Below are 18,198 nucleotides of genomic sequence, written 5' to 3'. Positions count from 1 at the left end.
GCAAAATAGATATATATTTTTTTCTGAATATATGAGAGGTGATTCTGATGCCCATCGTGATATCCCTGTTTCTGTTGTTGTGGCCCGCCACCCTCTGGGCGGAAGCTCTCGATTTTCCCACGGCCCTGCAGGAGGCCATCGAGAAACGGCCTTTCGCCGAGGCGGCCCGCAAGGACGCCGAAGCCGCGGCAGGAGCGGCAGGCGAGGCGCGCAGCCGTTATCTTCCGCGGCTGACTTTTTCCGAACGGTTCACCTGGACCAATGAACCGGGCAGCAGCCTCTTTATCAGCCTGAACCAGGAGGATCTCATTATTCGGGAGGCCGACTACTACAATAACCCTGACGACCGTCGGGATTTTGAAACACGGCTTGACCTGAATCAGGTGCTCTATGACTCGGACGTCTCCTATGGCTATCGGCGGGCCCAAAAGGGGGCCGCTGCCGCCAATGAGCAGGCGCGCTGGGCCGAAGAGGAGGCGGGGTTTGCCCTCTTCCGCGCCTATTTGGGTCTGCAGCAGGCCATGGGGGCGCAGGACTGGGCCGCCAGCGCGCGCCGTCAGGCCGAAGAGGTGCACCGTTTGGCGCAGGCGCGTCAAGCAGAAGGGCTCGGGTTGAAGGCCGATACTTTGCAGGCGGCGGTCTTTCTGGCGGACGCGCGGCGTCGGGAGCGAAGTGCCGCCAACGATGTCGCCCAGGCGCAACAGGCCCTGGCTCTGGCCCTGGGACGGGATGGCCGCGAGGTCAGCCTGGGCCGTCCCCTGCAGCCGGAAGATTTCGACGCTCCCGCCTCGGTGGGGGCGCCGGAGCGGAGTGATCTCAAGGCCTTGTCTCTGCGCGAAGAAGAAGCCAGGCTGGCGGTGAAGCAAAGCCGGGCCGCCTATCTCCCCAGGGTAGGGCTTGGCGCCTCCTATGTCTTCCACGACGGTTCGACTCCCTTGGGGACGGAGGCGGAAAGCTGGATGCTACACGCCGGCCTGACCTGGGAGCTTTTTGACGGTTTCCGACGCTCCCAGGGACGGAGTCGGGCCGAAGCCACCCGTGAAGCCATCCAGTGGCGGCGCGAGGAGGCGATCCGGCAGGCGATTCAGCAGAGGGACGAAGCCGGGCGCCGCATTGAGGAAGCCCGCCTCAACCTGGAGACAGCTCGCCAAAGTGAGAAACAGGGCACCGAGAGTCTGAGGCTTCTGCAAGAGCGTTACGCGGTCGGGCTGACGGACATGGCCGACCTACTGGCGGCCCAGACGGCGGTCGAACGAACCCGCCTGGAGACCATCAGGGCCGAGGCCCAGCTCATTTTTTCCCTGGCCAGCCGCCATTTTCAGCAAGGCACCTTTTTGCAAACCTTTCTGCCTTCCGAGGAGATGAATCCGTGAAAAAACTGACGACCTATTGCAGCGCGATGACCCTTCTTTTTCTGGCGGCCTGCGGCGGGGAGATCCCTCCCGGGCAGACGGAGAGGGAAGCGACCATCCTGAAGGGCCTGCCCTTTCAGGCCGTGACGCTGTCGACTTCGGCAGATTCGGGGGCGCTGGTGGCGACCGTGGAGAGTTCGGATCGGGCGCTGCTGACCGCGCGTACCGAAGGGCGTCTTTTACACCTGGCCGCTAAAGAGGGGAGCCTGGTGAAAAAAGGCGAACTGCTGGCGACTATCGGTGACAATATGGCCGGCAGAAAACTGCAGGAGGCCGAAGGCGCTCTAGGGATGGCCGCGGCCCGATTGGAGCTGGCGGAAAAAACCTTCGATCGTTATCAGAAATTGTCTGCAAAAGAAGCGGTCACCCCGCAGGAGTTGGATCAGGTGGCCGCCGACCTGCGTGTCGCCCGGGACGGAAAAGCGGCGGCGGCTGCCGCGGTCGAAGCCGCCAGAATCGCCGCGGCCAACACCCGTATTGCGGCCCCCTATGACGGCCGGGTGTTGAGACACCTGGTCGAGGCAGGGAGCACGATTCTGCCCGGCACCCCTCTGCTCGAACTCGAACGCCTCGGCGCCTGGCGGGTCAGGGTCGAAGTGCCCGAATCCTATCGGGGCCGCTTTGTTCCCGGCACGCCGGTGCGGGTAGAAATCCCTTCCCTGTCCAGACAGCTGGATGGGACGGTGACCGAAGTGCTGCCGGCGACCGATCCACAGAGTCGCACCTTTCAGGTCAAAGCAACACTTGGCGCCGCAGAGGGACTGACCACGGGGATGTTCGCGCGGGTTTTTGTGCCGGGGACGGAACGCACGAGCCTGTTCATCCCCCGCTCGGCCTTGCTGCAACGGGGGCAGCTGGCCGGAGTCTATGTGCTGGAAGACCGCATTTTGCACTACCGTCTGGTTAAAACCGGCCGTCAGTTCGCGGATAGAGTGGAGATTCTCTCCGGCCTATCCGCCGGCGAACGTGTCCTGGCCGATAATGTGGGTAAAGCCAGCCACGGGGCCAGGGTGGAGGAGGAGCGATGACGGCGAAGAAGAAGCTCTCCCTGCCGACCCGGATTGTCGACAAGTTTCTGGATGGCAACCTGTCAGTCATTCTTATCCTGCTGTCCGTCATCGCCGGTATCGCCGCCCTCATGCTCACCCCCCGGGAGGAAGAGCCGCAGATCGTGGTGCCTTTGGCCGATGTCTACGTGCACATGCCGGGCGCCAGCGCCGAAGAAGTGGAAAAACAGGTGTCCACCCGCCTGGAGAAGCTGCTGCTGCAGGTCGACGGGGTCGAGTACGTCTATTCCATGTCCCGGCCGGATCTGGCGATTGTCACCGTGCGGTTCTATGTCGGCGAGGATCGTATCGACTCGCTGGTCAAGCTGCACAACAAGATCATCACCCACATCGATATCGTGCCGCCGGGGGTCAGCGGCTGGGTCATCAAACCGGTGGAGGTGGATGATGTCCCCATCGTCAACCTGACCCTTTATGCGGAGACCTTCTCCGACCACGATCTGCGCCGCGTCGCTGAAGAAGTGGTGGACCGTCTGCAGTCGGTTAAGAACACCTCGGTGACCTCGGTGATCGGCGGGCGCTCCCGGCAGGTGCAGGTCGCGGTGGATGCGGGCGCCCTGGCCGCACGGGGTCTCGATCTGCTGGATCTGAAAAGAGCTCTGCAAGCTGCCAACCTCGATCTGCCAGCGGGCTCCTTTCAACAAAATAACGAGGAAATCCTCGTGCGCGGCGGCACGTTCCTGAACTCCGCCGCCGAGATGGAAGATCTCGTTATCGGCGTCCAGAACGGCAAACCGGTCTTTCTGTGGGATGTAGCCGCTGTGAATGATGGCACGGAGGAAGTCAAAAGCTATACCCGTCTGCGCTTTGGCCCGGCGGAACCCGGGGCCGATCGCGGTACGGAATACCAGGCCGTGCACATCGCCGTGTCCAAGCAGAAGGGAACCAATGCGGTGCGGGTGGCCGAGGAGGTCATCGAGACGGTGGAGTCGATGCGGGGTGAAATCATCCCCGCCGAGATTCAGGTGCGGGTCACGCGCAATTACGGTGAAACGGCCAACCACAAGGTCAACGAGCTCATCAAACACCTGGTCATCGCCATTGTCACGGTGCTGGCGCTCATCCTGTTTGCCCTTGGCTGGCGGGAGGCCCTCATCGTTGCCGTCTCGATTCCCATCATCTATTCGCTGACCCTGCTGGTCAATTACTGGTTCGGCTACACCATCAACCGGGTGACCCTCTTTGCCCTGGTTTTGGCCCTCGGCCTGCTGGTCGACGATCCCATCGTCGATGTGGAGAATATCTACCGCCACTTCAAGATGAAGAAGGAGCCCCCCCGCGATGCGGTGCTGACTGCTGTGGATGAGGTCCGCCCGCCGGTCATTCTGGCCACCCTGGCCGTCATCGTCTCCTTTCTGCCCATGCTATTCATCACCGGCATGATGGGGCCGTATATGCGGCCCATGGCCGTGAACGTGCCCCTGACCATGGTGATGTCCCTGCTGGTGGCTTTTACGGTGACACCCTGGATGACCTACCATGTCCTCAAGGGGGAGTACGGCAAGCAGGAAAAAGAGTATGTGCTGGAAGAAAGCCGCATCTACCGGGTCTATCGCCGCCTCATGCTCCCCTTTCTGGAGTCCCGCGGTCGTGCCTGGCTGCTGGTGGGCCTGGTAGTGCTGCTCTTTCTGGGCTCGGTCGCCATGCCGGCCTTCAACCTGGTGCCGCTGAAGATGCTCCCCTTCGACAACAAGAACGAGTTTCAGCTGGTGGTCGATCTGCCGGAAGGGGCCACGCTGGAAGAGACGGATCGGGCGGTGCGCGCTTTGGAAGACTACCTGGTGACGGTCAACGAGGTCACCGATTTCCAGTCCTATGTCGGTACGGCCAGCGCCATGGACTTCAACGGCATGGTGCGGCACTACTACCTGCGCCAAGCGCCCAACCTGGCCGATATCCGCGTCAATCTGGCCCACAAGGAACGTAGGGCACAGCAGAGCCATGCCATCACGCTGCGGCTGCGGGACGATCTGACCCGTATCGCCGCCGCCCACGGAGCCCTGCTCAAGCTTGTCGAGGTGCCGCCGGGACCGCCGGTCATCAGCACCCTGGCGGCTGAGGTGTATGCGGAGCCGGGCCTGTCGTACGCTGAACAGATCGCTGCCGCCCGTCTGGTCAAGGAGCGCATGGCCACGGAGGATAAGGTCGTCGATGTGGACGATTCCGTCGAGGCTCCGCAACGGCGCTTTCAGTTCGTGCCTGACCGGACCCGTGCATCCCTGTCGGGGGTGAGCGACGCCCAGATCGCGCAGACGCTGGCCCTGGCGCTGGCCGGGGAAAAGGTCGGTGCAGTCCATCTGCCCAGTGAGCGGCACCCACTGCACATCATGCTGCGTCTCCCCCTGGACGAACGCTCCTCGCTGGCAGCCCTCGAAGGACTGCAGATTCGGACCCCCTCGGGGAAGATGGTGCGCCTGTCCGAACTCGGTCATTTTGAAGAGGAAGTACTGGAACCGACCATTTATCACAAAAACCTGGAGCGGGTCGTCTATGTCTTTGGCGAAATGGCCGGCAAGAGTCCGGTCAATGCGATCCTGAATCTTTCCTCGCATTTCAAGGAAAACCCCCTGCCCGAGGGGGCCAGGGTGGTCTGGGGCGGTGAGGGAGAATGGAAGATCACCGTGGATGCCTTCCGCGATCTGGGCATCGCCTTTGGCGCCGCCCTCATCCTCATTTTCATCCTGCTGCTGATTGAGACCGGTTCGTATGTGCTGCCGCTGATTATCATGGGCGCTATCCCCTTGACCATGATCGGTATCATGCCGGGCTTCTGGCTGCTGAACCTCATCATGGACCGCCCTGTCGGGGGCTACGACAACCCGGTCTTTTTCACGGCGACCGCCATGATCGGCATGATCGCCCTGGCCGGGATCGTGGTGCGTAACTCCATCATTCTCATCGACTTCATCCACCATGCCCTCAAGCGAGGCGTTTCCCTTAAAGAAGCGATCATCGAGAGCGGGGCCGTGCGGCTGCGCCCCATTCTGCTGACAGCCGGCGCCGCCCTGCTGGGAAACTGGATCATCACCCTCGATCCGATCTTCTCCGGGCTGGCCTGGTCGATCATCTTCGGGGTTTTTGCGTCGACCGCCTTTACCCTGGTGGTGATCCCGGTGGTGTACTGGCTGGTTTACGGGAAAAACGCCGAACAACATGAGAGGAGATACAGATCATGACAGTAGACAGATATTTGCGGATGGCGGCGGGGTTTTTTATCCTGCTGAGCCTGGTGTTGTCGCGGGTGCATTCGCCCCACTGGCTGTGGTTTACGGCCTTTGTCGGGCTGAACCTGCTGCAGAGCGCTTTCACCAACTGGTGCCCTTTGATGACCATTCTGCGCAAACTGGGCGTTCCGGAAAAGTAAGGCTGTCGGCGAATAAAAAACCGGAGATATCCTCGAGGGTATCTCCGGTTTTTTGGTGTGGGCGGTTTGGCTTCTAGTCTTCGTCATCACGCCGGTAGGCATCGGCCAGCTGGCGCAGGTTGCGAACCAGGGCCTCCAGGCTGTGGATCTCTCTGGAGAGCGCGGCGCCTTTGTCGGCGTTCCCCCGCAGCCGTTGTTCGGAGCGGGCGAAGTGAGCGAAAACCCGCGTGGAGGTCTCCCGCAGAAAACGCGCGGCCTCGTTGATGGCCAGAAACTGCTGCTCGCGCTCGGCCAGGCTGCGGTCAAACTCGCGATTGGCCTTGACCTGTTCTTCCATGCCCCGGCGGATCTGTACGGCGGCGGCATTCATCTGGTTGACCCCTTCCATGATGCGGCTGATGGCGATCTGCTGCTCATTCTGCGCGCGGGCGATGGCTCTGACGGAACGCAGACTCGCTCCCGCTTCATGAATGAGGGCCTTGGCCCGTTCGCCCTGACGGGCGGTCAGGTTGGCGATTTCGTCGGAACTGTCGGCCGCCTGGCTGGAGCTTTTGAGTATCTTGTTCAGGGCCTCCCCGGTGGACAGGGACAGTTCCCTCCCCCGCGAAATCCGCTTGCTGGTCGCTTCCACCGCTTCCGTCATCTCCTTGGTGTCCCCCTGAATGGCCTTGACGATGTGATGGATATCGGTGGCGCTGGTGGTCGTCCGGTCGGCCAGGTCGCGGATCTCTTCCGCCACGACGGAAAAGCCCTTGCCTTCTTCGCCGGCCTTGGCGGCAATGATGGCGGCATTGAAAGCGAGCAGTTCCGTGTCTGAAACCAGTTCCTTGATGACCTCGATAATTTTGACGACGTCGCCGGTCTGCCGGGAAAGACGACCCATGGCTTCCCGGGTTTTCTGGCTTTCGCGGTCGATGCGTTCCATCTCCTCGATCGAGGTCCGTACCACTCGCAGACCGTCTTCGGCATCCTTCCTGACCGTGTTGGCGGCCTGAGCGCTGGCCAGGGACCCGGTGTGAATTTTGGCCAGGGAGTCACCGATGGAATCGAGGTCATGGGAGGTTTCTTCCACGGCGCGGGAGATTTCTTCCGCCTGCCCGGCGACCTCCTTGACGCTGGCCGCCATTTCCTCCACGCTGGTCGTTGTCTCCATGAACTGGGCCGTGGAATGGTCGATGGCGGTCGACATCTGCTCGAGAGAAGCGAACAGCTGACGGGACAGGGCGGATTCATCCTGGGTGCGATGGGAAAGAATTTCCATCTGCTCGGTGATCTGCTGCTGCTTGTCATCCATGGACTGCACGTCCCGGTGCGTATCGATGGCGGCGGCCAGTCCTTCCCGGGCTCTTTCGGAGAGATAGTGGCTTGATTCGGCCATGGAGCGGTACAGGGAGTTGATCTCGTCGACGGAGGAGAGCAGATTGTCGACCAGCTTTTCGGCTTTGCAGACCGCCTTTTCGACGGCTCCATTCAGGGCTTCCACCGTGTCGCCCTCAACATGAAGATTGCCACCGGCCAGGGGATGAAGGCGACTGAGCAGCTGGCGGAAAATCTTCTGCAGGGTAAGACGGATGAACAGGTAGATCAGGACGCCGAGGGTCAACCCCATGCACAGGCAGGCGGCGATAAAAGGCAGGCTGACCGCTTGCCGACCAATGATCAAAGCGGCAAAGAGCGGAAAAACGGCCCCGGCCACCAGCCCGGCGGACAGGGTGATGAGAAATACTTTTTTCATGGTGGAAAACTGCGGGGTTCCCAAGGGGTCCATGGAAAATCCTTTCGCAGAAAAAATGACGTTAATGGCGCAATTTCAGTCTGTTAGACCTAACATAGAAAGGCGCATGTGGCAAGTGGGAAAACAAAGGAATCTTTCGCCGAGCCCCCCATTGTGATAGCATCTGGCGCCATGAGCGAACCGGTGTACTTCGACACCCATATCCATCTCGATGCCCTCGGCGACGAACCGATGATTCAGCGTGAGGTGCGTCTGGCCCGTAGGGCCGGGGTGGGCGCCTTTCTGGTTCCCGGCGTGCATCCCCGGGACTGGCCGCGACTGCTGCAAACCGTCGGCCATTTTCCCGAGGCCCTGGCAGCGCCGGGTGTCCATCCGCTGGCGGCCGCCGATTGGAATGCCGGGGTGGCCAAGGCGCTGGCCGCGCTGTTGGCGAATCCTGCCGTCGTCGCCGTCGGCGAGGTCGGGCTGGACGGCCTTATTCAGGGGGTATCGCCGGAACAGCAGGAAAAAGCCTTCCGGCACCAGATTCGCCTGGCGGTCGAGGCGGGACTGCCCCTGCTCATCCACTGCCGCAAAGCCACCGCGCGTCTGCTGGACATTCTGCACCAGGAAGACGCCCAAAAGGTCGGCGGGATCTTTCACGGCTTTTCCGGCAGCCGGGAAACGGCCCTGCAGGCGGTAAAGCTCCATTTCGCCATCGGTTTCGGCGGTCCCCTGACCTATCCGGAAGCCCGGCGGGGGCCCGAGGTGCTGTCGGCGCTGCCGGAGGAGTGGATCGTGCTGGAGACGGATGCGCCGGATCTCTCCCCCCATCCTCACCGACAGGAGGACAACCGCCCCTCCTACCTTCCCCTCATTGCAGAGCGGGTGGCGCATCTCAGGGGGTGGACCCTGGCACAAACCGCGGTCACTACCACGGCCAATGCCAAGCGCATTCTGAATCTGGTACAGAAGGAAGAGGGGAAACCGTATTTTCGCAGGAAAGGATGGTCCTAAAACAATGGAAGAACACCGTTTCAGTCGGCTGGAACTTCTCGTAGGATCAACAGGTTTGCAGAGGCTGGCCCAGGCCTCCGTAGCCGTGTTCGGTGTCGGCGGCGTGGGCAGTTACGCCGTGGAGGCGCTGGCCCGCAGCGGTGTCGGCCGCCTGACCCTGGTCGATTTCGACGTCATCAATCCCAGCAATATCAATCGCCAGATTCATGCCCTGGAGGACACGCTGGGTCAGGCCAAAGTGGCCGTGATGGCCAGGCGCTGCGAGGCCATCAACCCGGCCGTGCAGGTGGAGCCACTGAAGGTCTTTTACGACAGCGCCACGGCGGAAGAACTTCTCAGCCGGGGATACGACTACGTGCTCGACTGTATCGACACGATTACGTCCAAGCTGCACCTGCTGCAAAGCTGTCGCCAGCGGGAACTGCCGGTCATCTCGGCCATGGGGGCCGGCAACAAGCTCGACCCGTCCAAAATCAGTGTCGGCGACCTCTTTCACACCCAGAAATGCCGGCTGGCGCGAGTCCTTCGCAAAGAGCTGCGGCGTCGCGGCATCACCTCCGGCATCCAGGTCGTCTATTCGACAGAAGAATATGAGCCGCCGCCGGGCCAGCTGCCAGCCATCGGCGGCCGGGGCGATGGCCGCGGCACGCCGGATTTCACCAAGCTTCTACTGGGGAGCTCTTCCTACCTGCCGCCTATTTTCGGCATGACCATGGCCGGCGAAGTCATCCGCGCCCTGCTGTCGGCAGAGCCCTGAGCCCGTCGGACCGCCGCCATCCTATTTCAGTTCAAAGGCGACCTTCAGGACGACCTGGTATTCACTGACTTGTCCGTCGGGTCCGACATGACCGCGAATATCCTGCACTTCAAACCAGGAGAGGCCTTCCAGCGTCTTGTGGGCGCGGCCAACCGCCGCCTGAATGGCCGCCTCGATACTTTGGCCGGAAACTCCGATGACTTCTACCTTCTTGTAGGTCCGTTCTGCGCCGTAGGTCATGATGCCCTCCTTCTGGTCGGATTTTAGGGCAATAGTATCAGCTGCCGGACTAATGTAAAGGGAGCGCCGGGGCCTGGGCAGCCGCCTCGCCAGCGGGATCGTAAAAGAGGATCTGGTCGTTCGCCATCTCTTTGGCCTGATACATGGCCTGGTCGGCCACACGCAGCAAAGAGCCGGCGTTAGCGCCATGATCGGGGAAGATAGCGGCGCCGATGCTCGGCGTGGCCGAAAGGTTGAGACCGTCGAGGGAAATAGGGCGGGAGAGACTGTCCAGAATCTTGGCGCCGATCTCCCGGACGACTTCGATGTCCTGAATGCCGGCAATTACCACGACAAACTCGTCGCCGCCGAGGCGCCCCACTGTATCCGTGGCGCGAACGCAGCTTTTCAGCCGTCTGGAAACTTCCTTGAGCACCATGTCTCCCTTTTCGTGGCCGAGGGTATCGTTGATGGCTTTGAAGCCGTTCAGGTCGAGAAAAAGGACGCCCACCTTGAGTTCGTCCCGCCGGGCCCGGCCCAAGGCCTGGCTCAGACGGTCCAGCAGCAGCAGCCGGTTGGGCAGGCCGGTGAGGGAATCGAAATAGGCCAGCTGCTTGACCCTCAGTTCGGCGTTTTTGCGCTGGGTGATGTCTTTTTTCACCTGCACCACATGGACGATCTTTCCTTCCTTGTCCCTGACGGGCGAGGCGGAGATTTCGGCATAGCGGAGATGCCCTTGCTGATCTTGGTAGGCATGTTCGACCTGGCAGTGTTCGCCGGTCTCCAGCACCAGGTGCAGAGGACAGGGCTTGTCGGCCGCGTCGCAGGGGGCTGAACCCAGGCAGGTGATCTCAGCACATTTTCTGCCGATAATTTCATGCTCCTCTTTGCCCAGGGATTGAAGCAGCACATTGTTGGCGCCCAGCAGAATTCGGTCTTCCACATCGATGATGGCAATGGCATCGTTCATGCTGTTGAGGATGGTGCGTGTAAAGGCGAGAGAGCGGGAGAGCGATTCCTCGCTTTCGAGCAGGGCCGTTTCGATCTGATGGCGGCTGGTGATGTCCCGGAAGATGCCGCGGGACGAAACCGCGCGCCCGTTTTCGAAGCGAAAGTTGCAGTTGCCCTCGACCCTGATCGCGCGCCCGTCCTTGCTGATGAACTGAAATTCGCCGCACGCCTCGCTTTGCCCCTCCTGCAGGCGTTGAAAAATGTCGAGGCAGTGGCTGCGGCTGTCCGGGTGGATAAAGTCGAGCATGTTCAGATGGCGTAGTTCTTCCTCCTCGTAGCCCAGGGTCTGCCGCCAGGCGCGGTTGGCATAGAGGATGCGGCCGTCGGCGCCGACGCACTGGATGAGGTCGTTGGCGTTCTCGAAGAGATCGCGATAGCGCTCTTCGCTTTCCCGCAGGGAATCCAAGGTACCGTGCGCCAGCTGGCCGCGCCTGCCGATCCAAGCCCCAATCAGGCCGCCAGCCAGGCCGGAAATCCACAGATGGCTGAACAGAATGGGTTCAGGGTGCAGGAAATATTCATGGGCCAGGGTCAGAAGACAGAGCAGGAGGGCCCCGCCCAGGGTAAAAAGAGTGCATGCATAGTGTTTACTGTTTATTTTCATAAAACGATCAAGGGGTGGCATCTCTCTATCCTTTGGAACCGGTTGAAGCAAGGCGTATACCCTAGCATTTTTGTCGCCAATAGCGGATACTGCCACAAGTCCGCATTAAATAAAAGAAAAATCGTGGTTGTCTCGTGAGTTCTGTTCTTCGCCTTGCTGGGGCGGGCGGGGCTGTTAGAATGCAGGAGAGGCAACGGACGGTAACTTTCAAGACGGCAGATGGGAATGATGGAAAAATACCTATGCATACACGGCCATTTTTATCAGCCCCCCCGGGAAAACCCCTGGCTCGATCACATTGAGCAGCAGGACAGTGCCCAGCCCTACCACGACTGGAACGAGCGCATCACCGAACAGTGTTACGAGCCGAACTCGGCGGCTCGCATTCTCGACGACGAAGGCTACATTCAGGATATCGTCAACAACTATGCCCGCATCAGCTTCAATTTTGGGCCGACCTTGCTGCGCTGGTTTCAGCGGTGCCGGCCCGAAATCCATGCGGCCATTCTGGAGGCGGACCGGCTGAGCCAAGAGCGTTTTTCCGGCCACGGGGCGGCCATGGCGCAGGCCTACAGTCACCTGATCATGCCGCTGGCCAATCGTCGTGACAAACAGACCCAGATCCTGTGGGGGATCCGTGACTTTCGCCATCGTTTCGGGCGGAAGCCGGAGGGGATGTGGCTGCCGGAAACGGCTGTCGACCTGGAAACCCTGCAGATGCTGGCTACGAACGGCATCCGCTTTACCGTGCTGGCCCCCCGCCAGGCGGCGAGGGTGAAGGGCCTCACCGAAAAGCGCTGGCAGGATGTGCGCGGCGGTCGAGTCGATCCGCGCCGCCCCTATCTCTGTCGTCTGCCGGACGGGCAAAGTCTCACGATCTTCTTCTATGACGGCGCGATTGCCCAGGAAGTGGCTTTTTCCGATCTGCTCAAGCGCGGGGAGACCCTGGCCGACCGCCTGACGGGCACCCTGGTCTCGTCGGCCGAGCCCCAGCTGGCCCATATTGCCACCGATGGCGAGACCTATGGGCACCATCATCTTTTTGGCGAGATGGCTCTGGCCTATGCCTTGCGTCACGTCGACACCTCCCGGTTCGCTCGGGTGACGATCTATGGGGAATACCTGGAAAAACATCCGCCGACCCATGAGGTGGAAATCGAGGAAAACTCGTCCTGGAGCTGCAGCCACGGTGTCGAGCGCTGGCGGTCTGACTGTGGCTGTCACACGGGGGGAAAACCGGGCTGGAACCAGCAGTGGCGGCGGCCGCTGCGCGAAGCGCTGGACTGGCTGCGAGATGAGCTGGCCATTGTGTTTGAACAGGAAGGCAAAGCGCTTCTACGTGACCCCTGGCAGAGCCGGGACCACTACATCGACTTGCTGCTCGACCCGGCCGAAGACCGGATCGATTTGTGGCTGGATGCCCAGGCCGTTCACCGGCTGAGTGTGGCGGAGCGCTCCAAGGCTCTGGCGCTGCTGGAAATGCAGCGCCACGCCATGTTGATGTTCACCAGCTGCGGCTGGTTCTTCAATGATATCTCGGGCATAGAGACGGTGCAGGTTCTGGCCTACGCCAGTCGCGCCCTGCAGCTGGCCGAGGATATCGGTGCCCGGCCTTTGGAGGAGACCTTTATCCAGCGGCTCGGGGCGGCGCGAAGCAATGTGGCAGCCTGGCAGGACGGCGGCACCATCTATCGTCAGGCGGTCAAGCCCATGCGGGTGGACCTGGCCCGAGTCGCCGCCCACCACGCTATGCTTTCCCTCTTCCAGGCTGGTGCCGACGGGCAAATGTACAGTTATTCGACGCAAAGACGACAATATGACGAGTATCGGGCCGGCAAGATGAAGCTGGCTTGCGGCCGTGTCGTCATCCGCTCCCGGGCGACCCGCAAGGAGGGGGATTTTACCTTCCACGCGCTTTATTTGGGCGGACACAGCCTGGTGGCCGGCGTAAGAAGCTCAGCCGAAGCAGGAGAAACGGCTGTCGCGGCAGACAAGGTGGTCGAGGCGTTCCGACAAGGAGACATCCCTCGGGTTCTCCGCCTGCTGGACCACCTCTTTCCGCAGGGAACCTTTGGCCTGGAGCATCTTTTTCGAGATGATCAGAGACTGGTCATGGACAAGATTCTGCGCGAGACGCTGCGGGAAATCGAGACATCTTTTCAGGAGGTCCATGACGAACACTACGTCCTCATGCGCTTTCTGCATGGCATCGACATGCCGGCGCCGTCCCAGCTGGCTTTGCCTGTCGGTTTTGTGTTGAACAGGCAATTACGAACGATGCTGGACGAGGAACCCTTTGAGGCGAACCAATTCCGGCAGACCCTGGCCGAAATCGAGCTGTTAGGGTTAGCCCTGGAACAGCCTCTGCTCGATTACCGGGCGGAGCGTCGACTGACCGCCGAGCTGGAACGGTTGCCGGGCGAAGAGGAAGATCCCGACCGTCTGGAGACGGCCGTCGAGCTGGCGGCCTGTATGACCCGGCCCCCGCTCCAGGTCGACCTCTGGAAGGCGCAGAACATCTGTTTCGGCTTGCACAGAACGCTGACGGCGGAGATGGAACGGCGGGCGGCGGCCGGCGACAAGAAAGCGCGTCGCTGGCTGGCCTCTTTCGAAGAGCTGGCCGGATTTCTCAAGGTGAGGCTTCGGTGAAGAGGGGCGGCGGCTTAAGCCGCCTACCAGAAGAAGTTCCAGTTCAGCCCAGCATCGGTCAGGTAGCGTCCATGGACCTTCTGCCTGGATAGATTCAGGGTCAGGCTGCTGGATCTTCCCGTGACCAGGGTCTGGTCCAGCCGGGCCTCGGCGCTGCGGTGAGGGTCACCCGCTTCGTGCCAGATGTGCCGGGCGGCGGCATGGACTTTCCAGCGGTCGGCCAGGTTGACCAGCACCCCCAGGGAACCACCGCCCCCCAGGGCGAAGCTGTCGCGAAAGTGTCCTGAAACCAGCAGCTCCGTCTCCACCATGCCGTATCCCAGCACGGCATCGTTGCCATAGCTGAATCCCCCTCCCGGCGACAGCTCGTAGACCAGATGGTCGCCGCCGTCATCGGCTGGCCGCTGAATGAGGCCGGTCTTCACTTTCCAGGAAATCGGTTTGAAGAAACGGCTGCGTGGCGACAGGGAGACAATCTCGATGAGATTGAGGTTATGAAGTCTGAGCCGGTTGTCCTCGGGATAGTAGCGCAGCACCAGGTCGGCGAAGTCAATCTGCGAGCCAGCAATGTAGCCGGCGTCGGCATCCAGCAAATTGTGGTAGGCCGGACGGATTTTGGCCTGCAGATAATAGTCGTCGGCCCGAAAACCGGTGCCCAGGCTGAAACGGTTGGAACCATGCCCCCGGTCGGGGCGCACGGGCTCCTGCCAGTCGGGCTCGGGGCTGGCCGGTCCCAGCTTGCTGCGGGCGGTCAACAAGGCAATGTAGCGGGAGCGGTATTCGTCCTGGCCGAGCTGTTTTTTGAAGTAGCTGAATTCGACCGATTCGGTGGCCAGGTCCAGGGCCCGGATCTGAGCCGCCTGGTTTAGCCCGGCCTCCGCCAGTTCCATCGGCGCGATGCTGCCGTCGAGCAGGCTCAAGGTGGTCTTTTGCTCCTCGTCACTCATTTGCGCGGCGATCCGCGCGATACGGGTGGCTTTGGAGGGACGGTAAAGGCTCGCTTCGATTAATCCCTCTTCGCGAACAATCCGTACCGTGTCGATGGGGATGACCCAGGGGCGGGTGTGGTCGATGAGGGTCAGGCCGGGACGGGCTGCCTCCAGCAGGAAGAGCAGTTGATAGGCGCAGTTCTCATCGAAAAAGAAGTAATCGGAGTAGATGTCTTTCAGCTCCCAAATGTGCAGGAACATGCGCCGTGTCTCGTCCTCGTCAAGATCGAGAGGATATTCCCAAACATCCCGTCGTTCCAGATCCCTGTATTCCCGCAGCTTCTGATAGTAGGGAAGAACCGAGAAGTAGCCGCGGTAAAGACCGAAAATTCCCTTGACCGCATAGGCGAAGCCGTTGGTTTCATCCGTAAAGGCGGAATAGTTGACAGCGTAGGAGAGCAGCCGGCTCTTGTAGGGACCTTCGATGATGATCAGGGTGTGCCCGAACATGGAGGCAGGGCTGTTGTTGTGGGTGCCGGGAAAGATGAGGACGGCCGAGCGGGGATCGACCTGGGCGATGGCCTCGTCGAGTTCACTGCAGGTGGCGGCAGGAAAATCGTCGTCCTCGGCCCCCAGCTGTTCTTTCAGCCATTCATAGCGGGCGGGAAAACGGCAGCGGGCCGGGGACTGGTCGATAGGTGGTGGTGCAAAGAAAGCCTGCAGGGTGGCGTCCAGTTCCGCCTGGGCGTCCCACTTGCCGTTGTCCGCCACAAAGAAGTCGGGGTCGTCGATCAGGCTGCCCAGCCCCCGCAGGGAGGGGCGATAGTGCAGCAAGGTAAGCCAGTAGGGATCCTGGTGAAGCTGCTGCTGGCGAGCGCGTTCGCGCAGCCCTTCGGCGCTGATCTCAGCAGCCTGGACGGCGGAGCCGATAAAAATCAGGCACAGAAAAAGGGCAAGGCCCGGGAGAATGAAAATCCCGAGCCCGCCCTTTTCAGGTGCCTGTACGGTGTCGTGAAAAGCGAAACGCATTAACCCGCGATGGTGATGATGCTGTCGATCACGTCGGCGCTGCTTTCCTGACCGGTGACGAAAATCTGCTCGAAATTGGACTGCAGGCGGCTGTAGAGATTGGCGCGCTCAGCAGCGGGAACTTCCAGCAGCTCAGCAAGGGTCTCCAGGGTCTCACCGCCGCCGGCCGCGATGTCACGAGCCAGGGGGTCGAGATTGTCGCGGGTGAAAGCGAGGGCGCGGTCATTCTTGATAATGTTGGCCGGCTGCTCGCAGCCGAGGGTACCGGAGGTGATGCCGAAAGTCTGGTTGCCGAAGGTCCCGTTGGTGGTCGCCTGCAGGGACTGGGAGATAACGGAGCCGTCCGCTTTGCCTTCCCAGAGCAGGGAACCGAGGCCGCAGCCCGTGTTTCGGTCGGCTTGACCGGCGGCAAAAGCCGTGGTGGCCAGAAGGGAAAGGGCCAGAGTTGCTACGAGAATTTTTTTCATGTGTAAACCTCCTTTTTGATGTAATGGACAATGAAAAGGGACCCGACTAATTAAACCTGCTTTAGGCGCAAAGTCAAGAGCCTGTTTTCCGTTGCCTGTTGCGCCGTGGGGCTTTTGTCGTCCGGTGCGCGGTAAAGGCTGGCGCCCGAATATGGTAGAAATTTAATAGAAAAGTCAGGTGCTTTGGAATGCCTCAGCAAAATTTTATGCGGTAACAAAAAAGGCCAGCGAAAAATCGCTGGCCCGTCGTTATTGCTGGTGCCCAGGGACAGAATCGAACTGCCGACACGAGGATTTTCAGTTGGTTCTCGTGACTGTGAATTCAATTAAACTTGCTTCTTACAGCGATAGATTGTTGCAAAAACTTGCAACAAATGACAAAAGTCGCGTCAATTTTGGGTCAAGAATCACTACGGGGCTAGCATGTTGATCGGCTGTTAATTTTGTCCCACTATAAGCACATGGCCCAACAGTGTAAAAATTACAAGCCAACGAGATTAGATGCCGGTAATGGGACAAATTTCGATGCCGTTTGATACCCGAGCCTTCAACGGAGAGGCGTGACGAGAGCGGGCAGTCGGTTGGGACGTGTCGACAAATTTCAACTATATCGACACATCCATCCGCTCATGTCGATACCATGAACCTTAACCGGGCGTCAGCGCATCTTATGTCGACAGAATCGATTTATTTCGACATCGAGGGATTGACATGGCGATATTATCGACATATCGTGGACCGGCTACCCACAATGTGTCGATAAAAGGCGAATTTACAAAGATGAAATGGCAGCCAGATCACCCCTACAACACCCTGCCGCCCCTGCCTCCCCCGGTGGAAGCGGTCGAAACCCGGACAATTCTCAAGGCCTGCATCCCGGCTCGCGCCGCCCTTGCCGAGCTCAAGCAGGCGGGGGAATTGCTGCCGGACCAGGATCTGTTGATCAATCTGCTACCGCTGCTGGAAGCTAAAGACAGCTCGGAAATCGAGAATATCCTGACCACCACCGACAAGCTGTTTCGCCACGCCCAGCGGGAAAGTGAAGCCGATGCGGCCACCCGGGAGGCGCTACGTTACCGTACCGCCCTGTATCAGGGTTTCCGGCAACTGCAGGATCGGCCCCTGTCCACCGCAACCGCCATCGAGGTCTGCAGTACCCTGAAGAATCAGGCCATGGAGCTGCGCCGGTTGCCGGGTACTGTTATTGGCAATCAGACCACCGGCGAGGTGATCTATACGCCGCCTGAAGGTGAATCGATCATCCGTGATCTACTGAGCAACTGGGAACGCTTTATCCATGCCGAAGACGATCTGGACCCGCTGATCAAGATGGCCATCAGCCACTACCAGTTCGAAGCCATTCACCCCTTTTACGATGGCAATGGCCGCACCGGACGTATCCTCAATGTCCTCTATCTGATCGAACAGGGGCTGCTGACTCTGCCGATACTCTATCTGAGCCGCTATATCGTGCAGAACAAATCGGCGTACTACCGCTTGCTGAATCAGGTAACACGGGATGATCAGTGGCAGGAGTGGATTCTTTTCATGCTCGAAGGGGTCGCGCAGGTATCGCGCTGGACCTGTCTGAAAATTGCCGCCGTACGGGAGTTGATGGAGCAAACGTCTCTTTACGTCAAAGAGCAGCTCCCTAAGATATACAGTCACGAGTTGATGCAGGTACTCTTTGAACAACCCTATTGTCGCATCAGCTCGCTGGTGGAGCGGGATATCGCCCAACGGCAAACGGCCTCGGTTTACCTGAATAAGCTGGTGGATATTGGCGTACTGGAAGAAAAGGCCGCCGGCAAGGAGAAATTATTCATGCATACGAAACTGGTGCGACTGATGTCGCAGGACAGCAACCAATTCCCCCCCTATCCGACGTCATGAGCAACTTCGCCTTCCTTGCCGAATCTGCCAGTATGCCGTCAAAAGAAAAAGGGGTTGGCCTGAGTA

The 18,198-nt window shown here is 60.2% G+C and carries 13 protein-coding genes and 1 tRNA gene; 8 read left to right on the top strand and 6 right to left on the bottom strand.

What is annotated here, in order from left to right; all coding sequences use genetic code 11:
* The first annotated feature begins 47 nt into the window (after positions 1 to 47).
* Genes MJO47_RS03305 through MJO47_RS03290 form a run of 4 tightly spaced genes read left to right on the top strand, consistent with a single transcriptional unit; the run spans position 48 to position 5,843 of the window.
* A complete protein-coding gene (locus tag MJO47_RS03305) occupies positions 48 to 1,373 on the top strand; it encodes a TolC family protein (RefSeq protein WP_253959693.1) in 1,326 nt (441 codons plus the stop codon).
* On the top strand, positions 1,370 to 2,440 hold the full coding sequence (locus tag MJO47_RS03300) for an efflux RND transporter periplasmic adaptor subunit (RefSeq protein ID WP_253959692.1): 1,071 nt from the start codon (positions 1,370 to 1,372) through the stop codon (positions 2,438 to 2,440). The genes MJO47_RS03305 and MJO47_RS03300 overlap by 4 nt, the downstream gene beginning before the upstream one ends.
* Positions 2,437 to 5,655: an efflux RND transporter permease subunit gene (locus MJO47_RS03295; protein ID WP_253959691.1), complete on the top strand. Its 3,219-nt coding sequence runs from the start codon at positions 2,437 to 2,439 to the stop codon at positions 5,653 to 5,655. Before MJO47_RS03300 ends, MJO47_RS03295 begins: the two co-directional genes overlap by 4 nt.
* Positions 5,652 to 5,843, top strand: coding sequence for a DUF2892 domain-containing protein (locus tag MJO47_RS03290; protein WP_253959690.1), 192 nt, complete (start codon positions 5,652 to 5,654; stop codon positions 5,841 to 5,843). Before MJO47_RS03295 ends, MJO47_RS03290 begins: the two co-directional genes overlap by 4 nt.
* A 73-nt stretch (positions 5,844 to 5,916) precedes the next feature.
* Here the strand turns inward: MJO47_RS03290 and MJO47_RS03285 are convergent, their stop codons facing one another.
* Positions 5,917 to 7,611 carry a methyl-accepting chemotaxis protein gene (locus MJO47_RS03285; protein ID WP_253959689.1) on the bottom strand — a complete coding sequence of 565 codons (1,695 nt, stop codon included), beginning with the start codon at positions 7,609 to 7,611 and terminating at the stop codon, positions 5,917 to 5,919.
* A gap of 138 nt (positions 7,612 to 7,749) precedes the next feature.
* On the opposite strand from MJO47_RS03285, the gene MJO47_RS03280 reads away from it, so the two are divergent.
* Entirely contained in the window at positions 7,750 to 8,574 is an 825-nt protein-coding gene (locus MJO47_RS03280) for a TatD family hydrolase (protein WP_253959688.1), read from the top strand.
* Between the two features lie 4 nt (positions 8,575 to 8,578).
* Positions 8,579 to 9,331, top strand: a complete 753-nt coding sequence (locus MJO47_RS03275) for a ThiF family adenylyltransferase (protein ID WP_253959687.1) — start codon at positions 8,579 to 8,581, stop codon at positions 9,329 to 9,331.
* Positions 9,332 to 9,352: 21 nt separating this feature from the next.
* Here the strand turns inward: MJO47_RS03275 and MJO47_RS03270 are convergent, their stop codons facing one another.
* Positions 9,353 to 9,571: a dodecin gene (locus MJO47_RS03270; RefSeq protein WP_155877504.1), complete on the bottom strand. Its 219-nt coding sequence runs from the start codon at positions 9,569 to 9,571 to the stop codon at positions 9,353 to 9,355.
* Between the two features lie 49 nt (positions 9,572 to 9,620).
* Entirely contained in the window at positions 9,621 to 11,186 is a 1,566-nt protein-coding gene (locus tag MJO47_RS03265; RefSeq protein WP_253959686.1) for a diguanylate cyclase domain-containing protein, read from the bottom strand.
* Between the two features lie 204 nt (positions 11,187 to 11,390).
* Here MJO47_RS03265 and MJO47_RS03260 point away from each other — a divergent pair, with 204 nt between their 5' ends.
* Positions 11,391 to 13,814, top strand: a complete 2,424-nt coding sequence (locus MJO47_RS03260; protein WP_213194643.1) for a DUF3536 domain-containing protein — start codon at positions 11,391 to 11,393, stop codon at positions 13,812 to 13,814.
* Between the two features lie 23 nt (positions 13,815 to 13,837).
* Here the strand turns inward: MJO47_RS03260 and MJO47_RS03255 are convergent, their stop codons facing one another.
* From MJO47_RS03255 to MJO47_RS03245, 3 genes are all read right to left on the bottom strand, one after another.
* Entirely contained in the window at positions 13,838 to 15,772 is a 1,935-nt protein-coding gene (locus MJO47_RS03255) for a DUF4105 domain-containing protein (protein WP_253959685.1), read from the bottom strand.
* The gene (locus tag MJO47_RS03250) at positions 15,772 to 16,239 is read right to left on the bottom strand and encodes a DUF3015 family protein (RefSeq protein ID WP_253959684.1); all 468 of its coding nucleotides are present in this window, start codon (positions 16,237 to 16,239) and stop codon (positions 15,772 to 15,774) included. Before MJO47_RS03250 ends, MJO47_RS03255 begins: the two co-directional genes overlap by 1 nt.
* 256 nt (positions 16,240 to 16,495) lie before the next feature.
* Positions 16,496 to 16,572: transfer RNA gene (locus MJO47_RS03245), tRNA-Phe, on the bottom strand.
* A 447-nt stretch (positions 16,573 to 17,019) separates the two neighbouring features.
* On the opposite strand from MJO47_RS03245, the gene fic reads away from it, so the two are divergent.
* Complete coding sequence (gene fic / locus MJO47_RS03240) at positions 17,020 to 18,132, top strand: protein adenylyltransferase Fic (RefSeq protein WP_253959683.1); 1,113 nt, start codon at positions 17,020 to 17,022, stop codon at positions 18,130 to 18,132.
* Positions 18,133 to 18,198: the final 66 nt, after the last annotated feature.

The organism is Desulfuromonas sp. KJ2020, assembly GCF_024197615.1.
GTDB lineage: Bacteria > Desulfobacterota > Desulfuromonadia > Desulfuromonadales > SZUA-540 > SZUA-540.
This window is presented reverse-complemented; position numbering and strand designations above follow the sequence as displayed.